The following is an 11,108-nucleotide window of genomic DNA, read 5'->3' on the forward strand; positions in this document are numbered from 1 at the left end:
ACCTTCAATCATGCGAGTTCCATCAGACCAATAACTTAGACTAATTTTATACTGATGAATATCCGGGATGGATACAAACATATAGAAAACGATCCTTCATATAAGGGACTTAATGTCAATAAAGGCGTAGAAAGCCTTCCTTCTGTTAATCCCGATGCGGCCCGTCGCTTTTTGGGAAGGAAGCGATCAAAATTGTCAGTAGAACAATATGTGGAGGGAATTCTGAAAGGCGACGTGACCATCCTGAGCCGCGCTGTTACAATGATTGAAAGTAATAAAGCCGAGCATCAGGAAATAGCCCAGCAAATCATAGAACGGTGTGTACCGCACGCTGGCCGATCGATAAGAGTTGGTATTACAGGTGTTCCCGGAGCCGGAAAAAGTACTTTTATTGAGGCACTGGGTATGCATATTCTTGGCGCCGGCGGTAAATTAGCTGTATTGGCGATTGACCCCAGTAGTGAACGTTCGATGGGGAGCATTTTGGGCGATAAAACACGCATGGAAAAATTGTCGGCCGAAAAAAATGCGTACATTCGTCCCTCACCCTCGGCTGGTTCTTTGGGGGGTGTTGCCCGAAAAACCAGGGAGACGATTATTCTATGTGAAGCAGCCGGGTTCGATACCATTTTTATTGAAACAGTTGGTGTCGGACAGTCAGAAACGGCAGTTCATTCCATGGTTGATTTTTTCCTGTTGCTGATGCTGGCAGGCGCAGGTGATGAACTGCAGGGAATAAAGAGAGGCATTATGGAAATGGCTGATGCCATTGCTATTAATAAGGCGGATGGGCAAAACCTGCAAAAGGCAAAATTGGCTCAGACCGAATACAGAAATGCTCTTCATTTATTTCCGCCTGCGCGTTCGGAATGGACACCCAGGGTTGAAATTGTCTCTTCTCTTTTAAACCAGGGAGTGAAGGAGATTTGGGAAATGATTATGGAATACGTGAAACTGGTAAAGAATAACGGGTTCTTTAAAGTTAACCGCAGGGAACAGGCAAAATATTGGATGTTTGAAACCATAAACGAACAACTGAAGAATAGTTTCTATCAGCATCCCAAAATCAGGAACGAACTGAAAAAATACGAGCAAAAGGTGCTCAACGACGAAACAAGTTCTTTTATTGCTGCACGGGAGCTGTTAAATAAATACTTTGAAAAACTATAATGATTATTTTATGAGAAAAATTGCTTTTTTATTAGGAATTGGTGTTTTACTGGCATCTTGTGGTAAAACAGATGAATACACGGTGTCAGGAACAATAGACGGCGTTAGTGAAGGAACGGCTGTTCTTCAAAAAGTTGGAAAAGGCGGAACTGAGGCTGTAGACAGTACACAAATTGTTGATGGAACATTTGAGTTTTCTGGAACCGTTGAAAATCCGGAGTTGCATTTGATTAAAATCAATGACAACAGAATGCCTGTTGCTTTCTTCCTTGAACCGGAGAACATAAAAATTTCAGGTAATCTGGAGAATCTGCAGGATGCAGAAATAGTTGGAGGTAAACTGAATGAAATATTTATGGAGTTTAACAATTCGGTGCCTTCAATGGACAGGGCTGAGTCGCTTCAGCAGGAATTTATGGCTGCCCGGGAATCTGGTGATCAGGAACAGATGCAGTCACTTGCAGCAGAATATCAATCTATTATGCAATCGCAGCAGGAGTATTACCGAAACTTTGTTTTCGAGAATACCGATAACGCTGTTGGTGCTTTTCTTGCTCTGAATATGGCCAATTCTTTGCAGATGGAAGAACTGGAGGAGTTGCTGGCCTCTTTCGAAGAGAATATTCCAGGTCACCCTTATGTCCAGGAACTTAAAGATGTTCTGGAACCCATGAAAAAGAGAAAAGCTGCTGAAACAGCGATACAAATTGGGAAAGAAGCTCCGAATTTTACACTTACCGATATCGAAGGAAACGAAGTTAGTCTTAAAGACTTCGACGGGAAGTATGTATTCCTTGATTTCTGGGCTTCATGGTGCAAACCTTGTCGCGAAGAGAGCCCCAATATGGTAAAAGCCTATCAGCAATATAGTGGTGATGATTTTGAAATTGTCGGCGTATCACTTGACAAAACAAAAGAACCATGGCTGGAAGCAGTTGAAGAAGATAATATTACATGGGTTCAGTTGCACGATCCGGAAGGCGATGTTGCTAATGAGTATGGTGTACAGTCCATTCCTTTCACTTTGCTGCTCGACAAAGAAGGCGTGATAATTGAGAAAAACCTTCGTGGGGAAGCATTGCAGGAAAAGCTGGAAGAACTTTTATAGTTAGTGCCCGTCTATAAAGAAGGGTTTGAAACTACGGGTCAAAACCACTTTTAATACCGGTTTCTTTTATTGGAAGCCGGTTTTTTTATTTGCATTGGCTGGCTTTTTCAACAAAGCAGAAAAATGATTGTTTAAGGTATAATCGAATGTTAATTTCGGAACGAGCATGGCAGGGATTGCCACATTAGATTGTTAGATATAAGTAACCATCAGACAAGGAGCGTGGAGCAAAGAGTGAAGGTTGAAAGGTGATAGGGTAAAAGGGCAGAAGTATGGGCATGGGGCAGAAGTATGGGCATGGGGTAATGGTAGAAAGGTGAGAAGGTAGAAGGGCCGGATGGTATCCTGAAGGATAGATTGTTAGAGGAGGTGATAAAACATATAACACTCTAACAATATTAACAACTTAACAATTATAAGTTCTTGCATGTGAGTTCCATTCGACCTTAATAAATAAATTTTATACGGATGAAATATCATTAGACACATGATAAGTAGGAATCTTTTCCTACTTTTATAGACAGGGACTATTTAGTTTTATAATCTAATAAAGAATCAAACGATAAAATATTATGAATTACGATCTCGTAGTAATAGGAAGTGGCCCCGGGGGTTATGTTGCTGCCATCAGGGCCTCTCAATTAGGAATGAAAGTCGGTGTTGTGGAAAGAGCAGAACTGGGTGGAGTTTGTCTAAACTGGGGATGTATTCCCACCAAATCATTGTTGAAAAGCGCCCAGGTTTTTGAGTACTTACAGCATGCGGGGGATTATGGTATCAGTATTGAGGGTAAAGCCAATGCTGATTTCTCTGCCATGATCAAACGCAGCCGGGAAGTTGCAGCAGGCATGAGCAAGGGAATACAGTATCTTTTTAAAAAGAATAAAATTGAGGTTATTGAGGGAACAGGAAAACTAACCAGGGATAAAAAGGTTGAGGTTGAAAAAACTGATGGGGGGAAAGAGACGGTTGAGGCCAAACATGTTTTGTTGGCCACAGGGGCACGTAGCCGTGAATTACCAAACCTTCCTCAAGACGGGAAAAAGATTATCGGGTACCGCAAAGCGCTTACGCTTGAAAAACAACCGGAATCGATGGTTGTTGTCGGGTCAGGTGCAATAGGCAGTGAGTTTGCTTATTTCTACAATTCCATTGGTACTAAGGTTACTCTTGTTGAATATCTGGACAATGTGGTTCCACTGGAAGACGAGGAGGTGTCGAAACAACTGGCACGGTCATTCAAGAAGGCCGGCATAAAGGTAATGACTGGTTCGGAGGTGACCAGTGTAGATACATCGGGGAATAAGGTTAAAGTAGCTGTAAAAACCAGGAAGGGAGAAGAAAATATTGAAGCTGACATCGTTCTTTCTGCTGTTGGAATTGCTCCGAATATTGAAAATATTGGTTTGGAAGAAGCCGGTGTTGAAGTTGAAAAGGGCCGGATTAAGGTTGATGAATTTTATCGCACATCGGTTGAAGGTGTCTACGCTATTGGAGATATTGTTCCCGGACAGGCGCTTGCTCATGTGGCATCGGTCGAGGGAATTATTTGTGTCGAAAAAATCGCCGGCATGGATGTGGAACCGCTGAATTATGGCAATATCCCTGCTTGTACCTATACATCGCCCGAGGTGGCAAGTGTTGGCATGACAGAAAAGGCAGCGAAGGAAGCCGGCTATGAGCTGAAAGTAGGAAAATTCCCGTTTTCAGCCAGTGGAAAGGCCAGTGCTGCCGGGCATAAAGACGGTTTTGTGAAACTTATTTTTGATGCCAAATATGGTGAATTGCTTGGAGCACACATGATTGGTGCCAATGTTACCGAAATGATAGCTGAACTTGTAACTGCTCGTAAACTGGAAACCACCGGACACGAGATCATTAAAGCAGTTCATCCGCATCCAACCATGTCGGAAGCTGTTATGGAGGCCGCCGCTGCCGCTTATGACGAAGTAATTCATATTTGATTCTTCTGGTATTAGGTGGTTTTATTTTACATTATAGACTAAATGTTTTGCCATTTTTCTTGGTTTAAAGGCCTGCAGATAATTATCTCAGGCCTTTTTTATAAACAGGCAGTACGTGCTATTACAATGATGCAATGTTTTAAAGACAGGACGCATTCCGGCCTTTTATTTTACCTGAAAGGCGGAAAAGCCTGATTAATCAAAGACGACAACAGGGGCTGAACAGAAAACAAAAGTGTACTGCAATCTTTAAACAGATAAAGTTATTCGGAGATACAGAGCCAGCCGGCTCTGATGTTTAAAGCCAGCCGGCTCTGATTGTCAGAGCCGGTCGGCTTTGATAATTAAAGCCGTATGGGATCAATAATCATAGCCGGTCGGCTCCTATGGCATTAAAGCATTAATAAGAGGGGTTGAGAACGGGTGGTGTGCTTTCGGGCAATGCCTGGGTTTATTTTACCGCATCATTAGTTTAAGATTGTTGGCCATTCTCTGGTTATATTCCAAAGTAAGATTACGATGGTTGACCAGATCGACAATAGTACCAATAAAACAGAGCCCCATAGTAAGCAGGTAAAGAATTCCCATTCCTATCTGGTTTAGAAGGAAGCGGTGAATACCTGAAATGCCGAGGAATCCGATTAAGGCTGTCAATAAAGTTATTTGCGGATCACGTCGTCGTGCCCTGTATACCATAAGAAAATCTTTGACCTGCTGGTCGGTTTTGTCCTTAAGGAGATTGTCCAGATAATAGGCCTCTTCCATTTCAACTTCGGGCATTAGTTTGTAGATTCGTTCCATTATTTCTAAGGTTTAGTTGAATTTATATAGAGGCTGCTGAAAAAGTCAGCAGCCTGTTTCAAATTTATTTTCCATTGTTCTTTTTGGCATTGCCCAAAAAAGAACCAAAAAGGTCTGGTCCGCTTAAACCTATCCTTCCGCAAAAGCCAAAATTTCCGGCCATTGTGCAAGGTCATGAAAGTCGCCCGTTTAGGCTTCCCGCCATCCGCCGGCCCGGAAAGCGGACAGGCCGCCGGGCCTTTTAAATAGTGCGAATCTTAAAACTCGCTTTTGAATTGTGATATGTTGACAATTAACATTTACCGGTGGAAGCAGTTGTTTAAAATTGTGATGAATTCCCTGCGATTTCGATTAAGTAAATCTTCTCATTTGGTCACATGCTTCACCCGAATGAGTGATTTCCTAAATCGGGGTTGACCTGACTTCTGCAAAAATCAGGTCTTATAATAAAAACTTTGCGTCATTGCGATTCTGCGTTTATGTTTCTTTTGAAATGTACATCGTTCTTCAAAAGATTAAAACTTCTTGCTAATAAGATAATAACGGCCGGTATTCCCAGGGGATGACTTTGAAATGATGCTGTCAGATTTCCCCTGAAAAGCCATGATACGGAATGTCCTAATCCACATCCCGGACAAAAATCAAATCCTGCATTCTTTAACGGGCATAGAGACAAATGACCACTTGTCGAAGGGTCGGTGATGGCAAGAGAGAGTAGTCCTCCAATCCAGATAAATGCTTCCACATGTTTTCGATGAAAGATGTATTTCATCAGTATAAAATTACTCTAAGTTATTGGTCTGATGGAACTCGCATGATTGGGTTTATACATGTTCTCTTGTGACAAACCTTGTCATGCTCGTTTTATCAGTATAAAATTTACTTAAGTTATTGGCCTGATGGAACTTGTATGCAAAACTTTTAATTGTTAAGTTGTTAATGTTGTTAGAGTGTTATATGTTTTATCACATCCTCTAACAGTCTAACAATCTATGCTCCATGCCCTGTGCTTCATGCTACCATCCTGCCCTTCTACCTTCTCACATTTCTACCATTACCCCATGCTCCATGCCCTCGGCCCCATGCCCATACTTCTGCCTTCTGCCTGGCAAACTTCTGCCTATAAGTTGCTTAAATCAAAAAATCCAACGATCTGCCAGGGCAACCTTTGCCACGTTCGCTTCACTGATTTTTTATTTTGGCGTCAATTTACAATATATCTTACAATGTCGAAACATATCGGAAGATTTATTTTCGTCATTTATAATGTTTTAGCCCGAATAGTATAATTTGTTAGGAAGATTAATTCGTGTCTGTCCATAAAGTACCATTTGCTGTGTTGTGCTTGCCGCCAAAATACTCATTTACGAAAAGTAAACTGCGTTTTTGGCGGCATCGCAAGCCTTGCATCCGGCACTTTCTGAATAGAGACACATAATGTATAAATTTTTTCGAGTTTATAGACACGCACTAATTCGAAATATATATTTTTAACCTGTTAATCGTTACAATTGCAAGTATTTCTTAAAAAACGGATCAATGCATCAGGTCGAAGTCAAAATTACCTTTTATGCCGTATTGATATTGCTGGGCGTTTGCCAGGGGTTCTTTATAAGTTACTTTTTACTCAGAAAAAGAAGCCGGCAGATAAGGCGTAATTTTTATCTTGGCTTGTTTATTCTTTCGCTTTCGTTTATTATTCTGGAAATCCTATTGAATTACACCGGGATGATGAGCCGGATTCCTTTTCTTGATAATTTTTCGGAACCTCTTGTTTTTGCAGTTGCCCCCTTGTTGTACCTATACATACGGTCAGGCTTGAATCCGGGTCAGGAGCTAAAGGAGCGTTGGCATTTTATTATTTTTGCATTTTATTCGGTTTACAGTCTCTTCTATTTCTTGCAACCCATCGAATTTCGTTTGCAATCTTATCTGTATAGTTATTATCCTGAACTTTGTGACGGTGAGAATCATTCTATTTTTAATGCAGATCCGTTTTATATCCGGCGATATTTGAATGAAATCATCCTGCTACATTTTTTGCTTTACCTGTTTTTGTCATTAAAGCTTTTAATTTCAAAATATAAAGAGCAAGGACTTTCTTTTTTTACTTTGAGGGTGCATGACCTTGGGCATTATCGCAATTCTGTTATTCATTTTACTATTGTGCTGATAATCTTTATTATTGTAAAAATTCGCTTTGGTCGCGATCTGGGGGATTTCTTTATTGCCAGTTATATAGCGCTGATGATGTATTTTACAAGTTTTATGATTATCAGCAGGTCTACCTTCTTTTCCGACAAAACAAAGAATGACTCGGTAAAGTACATGAAATCAAATCTTTCGGATGATCAGAAAGAAGAGATTCGCCAAAAACTTCTTCATTTGATGGAATCGGAAAAGTACTATACATGCAATACGGTATCTCTGGTTTCTGTAGCCGAAAGAATAGGAGAGACACCCCATCGTGTATCCCAGGTTATTAATGAGCGGTTTGAGATGAACTTTTTCTACTGGCTGGCTTCATTCCGGATTAAAGAGGCAAAGAAAATTCTTTCAGGAGAAGAAAAGGACAAATATAAGATTGAAGAAGTTGCAGAGATGGTAGGATATAATTCCAAGTCTTCTTTCAATAAAGCCTTCAGGGAAATGGTTGGGGTTACACCTGCCCGTTACAGAGATTCTTTTGGCTGATATACGTGTTTTTGTGTCTGACAGCAGGTGTATTTATTTATCGGGAAGCACACCTTGCCGATGAAAAGATACATCGTTTGAGAAAAAACAAGCTTGATTTGCAGAATAAAAAACTGCATTATGAACAAGCGTCAATATTATATCGATTGGATCAGAATAGGGCTTATCCTGAGTGTTTTCTTATATCATATAGGAATGGTTTTTAACGGATGGGGCTGGCACATTAAAAATGATGTTCAGTTGGAAGCGCTCAATCCCATAATGGAAATTTTACATGCATGGCGTATGCCTTTGCTTTTTATGGTTTCAGGTGCAGGCACCCGTTTTGCACTGGGCTACAGGTCTACCGGTGAATACTTTACCGAACGAACAAAAAGGCTTCTGATTCCTGTCATTTTCGGGATATTTGTGCTGGTTCCCGTTCAGGTTTATATTGAACGGATTTCTTCTTATTCAAGTCTTTGGGACTTTTATACCCACCTGTTCGAAGGTTCTTATCCCGAAGGTAATTTCAGTTGGCATCATTTGTGGTTTATTGTTTATCTCTATTTCATTTCGACTGTTTTCATTCCTTTTATCCGTTTTTTCAGAACCGGATTTTATTCGAACATCATTGAACCAAAACTTGAGAAGCTTTCTGGTACGAAAGGAGGGTTAGGCATCTTTTTTATACCAATTCTTCTTTCTCAGATATTATTAAGGCCCTGGTTCCCGGAAGAGACACATGCTTTCTCTGATGACTGGGCTTATATGACCTTGTTTTTTATTTATTTCTTACTGGGTTTTTGTTTACTTGGAAATGTTGCTGTGGTAGCGAACATCAAGATTCAAAGAAAAATCTGGTTGTGGGGGTCGGTCATAACAATTGCGGCATGGACAGGAGTATCTGAATTTTCTCATTTTTCGATACTGCAAACGGTTAAAGATGAGATTGGCGTTGTGATGAGTTGGTTCATTAGTTTGGCCATCCTGGGGTATGGAGCAAAATATCTGAACAAAGACCATGCGATTAGGAAGTCCCTGAATAGGGCCATTTATCCGTTCTATTTAATTCACCAGCCCGTAATAATAGTAGTTGGCTACTGGGTGCTTGCTATCCCCATGGCAGTATGGGGAAAGGTATTGCTTTTGACCACATGGAGTTTTGCTATTATTGCGATATTGTATGCCGGCATCATTTCAAGGTCCAGATATCTGCATCTTTGTTTTGGATTAAAGAAATAGTGTTCGATATAATTAGTTTCCGTCCATAAAATGCCATTTACTGTGTTACGCTCGTCCGAAAATTACTCATTTACGATGAGTAAACTCCGTATTTTCGGACTTCGCAAGCCTTGTAAATGACACTTTCTGAACGGAAACATGATAAGTAGGAAACTTTTCCTACTTTATAGACAGGCACTAATTATCCTGCCCTTCAACCTTTTCTCCTGGCACCATGCCCTTGCTTCTGCCTGTAAGTTACTTATATCTGAAAATCTAACGATCTATTGTTAATAGGTAAAGCTACTTCCTCCGAGGAATTCTCTGAGAATGGAGGTTGGCGGAATTTCTCTTTGTTGGATGGGCTTAAAATAGCTGAAAAATTTCAGCAATCTGTTGGCTTCCGAGTACTCCGGCTGGTTGGGTTGAACTTCGAGCAGAATGGGCTCTGCATAAGGCTTAAGTACTGCCAGTTCATAGAGCAATGCTGAGTTGAACATGACATTGGCCTCTTCCTGGTAGGGAAAAATGTGTTTATCTTCGCCGCGACGGACACTATCCCAGCGTGAAATGGTCTCAAGCGCCGAATAATTACGATAGCGGTAATCGCGGATAATTCTCCTTATCAAACGATTGTCGGTTGTTGGAATCCTGGTTTGGTCGTCAATATTGATATTGGTCAACGCCGAAACATAAATTTTAAATTTTGTCTTATTCTCTATTGAATGGGTCAGCTTTGGATTCAACCCGTGAATTCCTTCTATAATCATGATATTGTCTCTTCGCATTTTCAGCGAATCGCCGTTGAACATGCGTTTACCGGTCTCGAAATTGAATTTGGGCAGGTTTATTTCTTCCCCGGCAAGAAGTTGCTGAAGGTGTTGGTTAAACAGCTTTATATCCAGAGCTTCGAGTGCTTCAAAGTCATATTGACCGTTTTCGTCAAGAGGTGTTTTATCGCGATCGACAAAATAGTTGTCAAGTGAAAGATTGAGGGGGCAGATGCCATTGACCAATAGCTGGATAGCCAGCCGTTTCCCAAAGGTGGTCTTTCCACTGGATGAGGGCCCGCTGATCAGAACAATCCTTACATCTTTTCTGCGTTCGGAGATGGAGTCTGCAATTTGGGCTAATTTTTTTCTCATGAAGTGCTTCACTGACTTTTATGAGACGTTCGGCTTTCCCATTGGTGGCAGCATTGTTCAGGTCACTGATATTGGTCACATTGAGTACCTGATTCCAGTGACTGAACTCACGAAATATCTCGAACATTTTGTTTTGCTCCACCAATTCCTGTACTTCATTCGGATTTTCCTGGCTGGGAACCTGGAGCAACATCCCGTTGTAGTATTTGTTTAAATCGAACACTTTCAGATATCCTGTAGAGGGAACCATGAATCCGTAAAATTTTCCAATATGGTCTTTCATGGTATAATAGGTAGAGTAGTATTGTCCCCGGTGACGCAATAGCTCTACCTTATCGTGTAAACCGTGTTGTTGGAAAAATTCAACAACATCTTCTGTTTCCTCCTTGTGCTGAACGATGGGGATGTCTTCTTCGGCCAGTTGTCTCATTCTTTGCCCCAGTTCGAAAACATCGTCTATTGCAGGCTGATAATCGATGTCACGCAATTCGCAGTAAAAGCCTTTACTTACCGAATGATCAATTCTCAGCCGGGCTTCGGGGAACAGTTCCCGTGTTGCAACGTAAAGCAAGAAAGAGAGTCCCCGGATATACATTCTCATTCCGTCTTTATGAGTAATGTCAATGAACTCAATGGTTTTTGGGTTATATACTTCAAAAGAGAGTTCTCTTATCTGGTTGTTGACCATGGCACCTAAAATGGGATGGTCAAGCTTAATGTTTTGGGAGTCTGCAATTTCTTTTAGAGTGGTACCTCTTTCAACAAAAAAAGTGTTGTTATTATTGAGGCATTTTATTCTTATTGTTTTTTCCATATTTTAGTTAGTATCAATACTAAGTTTAACTTTTACTGAAGCCTGGTAAGGTAGAGACGCCCAAATTGGGTGTCTCTATCCATAATAAAAAACTTTGTGTTATTGCGTCTCTGCGTTTATATTTCTTTTGAAATGCAAATAATTGTTAAGTTGTTAATGTTGTTAGCGTGTTATATGTTTTATCACATCCTCTAACAATCTATCCTTCA

Annotated in this window: 9 protein-coding genes; 5 read left to right on the forward strand and 4 right to left on the reverse strand. The window is 40.7% G+C overall.

The genetic code is table 11. The features are described from left to right. Nucleotides 1–54 precede the first annotated feature (54 nt). The 3 genes from meaB (at nt 55) to lpdA (ending at nt 4,242) form a co-directional block, all read left to right on the forward strand. Nucleotides 55–1,170 carry a methylmalonyl Co-A mutase-associated GTPase MeaB gene (gene meaB / locus OQ5_RS0115100; RefSeq protein WP_016778285.1) on the forward strand — a complete coding sequence of 372 codons (1,116 nt, stop codon included), beginning with the start codon at nt 55–57 and terminating at the stop codon, nt 1,168–1,170. 10 nt (nt 1,171–1,180) lie between these two features. After that, nucleotides 1,181–2,278, forward strand: a complete 1,098-nt coding sequence (locus tag OQ5_RS0115105; RefSeq protein ID WP_016778286.1) for a TlpA disulfide reductase family protein — start codon at nt 1,181–1,183, stop codon at nt 2,276–2,278. A gap of 572 nt (nt 2,279–2,850) precedes the next feature. Next, nucleotides 2,851–4,242 (forward strand): dihydrolipoyl dehydrogenase, encoded by a 1,392-nt coding sequence (lpdA, locus tag OQ5_RS0115115; protein WP_016778288.1) that lies wholly within the window; start codon nt 2,851–2,853, stop codon nt 4,240–4,242. 456 nt (nt 4,243–4,698) lie between these two features. On the opposite strand, the gene OQ5_RS0115125 is transcribed toward lpdA, so the two are convergent. Both OQ5_RS0115125 and OQ5_RS0115135 read right to left on the reverse strand, forming a co-directional pair. Continuing rightward, complete coding sequence (locus OQ5_RS0115125; protein WP_026055325.1) at nt 4,699–5,043, reverse strand: TM2 domain-containing protein; 345 nt, start codon at nt 5,041–5,043, stop codon at nt 4,699–4,701. Between the two features lie 460 nt (nt 5,044–5,503). Further along, nucleotides 5,504–5,815 carry a DUF2752 domain-containing protein gene (locus OQ5_RS0115135; RefSeq protein ID WP_016778292.1) on the reverse strand — a complete coding sequence of 104 codons (312 nt, stop codon included), beginning with the start codon at nt 5,813–5,815 and terminating at the stop codon, nt 5,504–5,506. Between the two features lie 767 nt (nt 5,816–6,582). On the opposite strand from OQ5_RS0115135, the gene OQ5_RS0115140 reads away from it, so the two are divergent. Further along, the gene (locus OQ5_RS0115140) at nt 6,583–7,737 is read left to right on the forward strand and encodes a helix-turn-helix domain-containing protein (protein WP_016778293.1); all 1,155 of its coding nucleotides are present in this window, start codon (nt 6,583–6,585) and stop codon (nt 7,735–7,737) included. A gap of 120 nt (nt 7,738–7,857) precedes the next feature. Next, nucleotides 7,858–8,961, forward strand: coding sequence for an acyltransferase family protein (locus tag OQ5_RS0115145; RefSeq protein WP_016778294.1), 1,104 nt, complete (start codon nt 7,858–7,860; stop codon nt 8,959–8,961). 269 nt (nt 8,962–9,230) lie between these two features. On the opposite strand, the gene OQ5_RS24885 is transcribed toward OQ5_RS0115145, so the two are convergent. Further along, on the reverse strand, nt 9,231–10,025 hold the full coding sequence (locus tag OQ5_RS24885) for a uridine kinase family protein (protein ID WP_255297577.1): 795 nt from the start codon (nt 10,023–10,025) through the stop codon (nt 9,231–9,233). Continuing rightward, nucleotides 9,919–10,899: a hypothetical protein gene (locus OQ5_RS24890; RefSeq protein ID WP_255297576.1), complete on the reverse strand. Its 981-nt coding sequence runs from the start codon at nt 10,897–10,899 to the stop codon at nt 9,919–9,921. The genes OQ5_RS24885 and OQ5_RS24890 overlap by 107 nt, the downstream gene beginning before the upstream one ends. Between the last annotated feature and the right edge of the window lie 209 nt (nt 10,900–11,108).

Source organism: Anaerophaga thermohalophila str. Valhall (genome assembly GCF_000250735.1).
GTDB lineage: Bacteria > Bacteroidota > Bacteroidia > Bacteroidales > Marinilabiliaceae > Anaerophaga > Anaerophaga thermohalophila_A.

Bases quoted from the DNA above. Each gene is read 5' to 3' on its own strand.
- meaB (WP_016778285.1), top strand. From the start codon at position 55: ATGAATATCCGGGATGGATACAAACATATAGAAAACGATCCTTCATAT.
- OQ5_RS0115105 (WP_016778286.1), top strand. From the start codon at position 1,181: ATGAGAAAAATTGCTTTTTTATTAGGAATTGGTGTTTTACTGGCATCT.
- lpdA (WP_016778288.1), top strand. From the start codon at position 2,851: ATGAATTACGATCTCGTAGTAATAGGAAGTGGCCCCGGGGGTTATGTT.
- OQ5_RS0115125 (WP_026055325.1), bottom strand. From the start codon at position 5,043: ATGGAACGAATCTACAAACTAATGCCCGAAGTTGAAATGGAAGAGGCC.
- OQ5_RS0115135 (WP_016778292.1), bottom strand. From the start codon at position 5,815: ATGAAATACATCTTTCATCGAAAACATGTGGAAGCATTTATCTGGATT.
- OQ5_RS0115140 (WP_016778293.1), top strand. From the start codon at position 6,583: ATGCATCAGGTCGAAGTCAAAATTACCTTTTATGCCGTATTGATATTG.
- OQ5_RS0115145 (WP_016778294.1), top strand. From the start codon at position 7,858: ATGAACAAGCGTCAATATTATATCGATTGGATCAGAATAGGGCTTATC.
- OQ5_RS24890 (WP_255297576.1), bottom strand. From the start codon at position 10,899: ATGGAAAAAACAATAAGAATAAAATGCCTCAATAATAACAACACTTTT.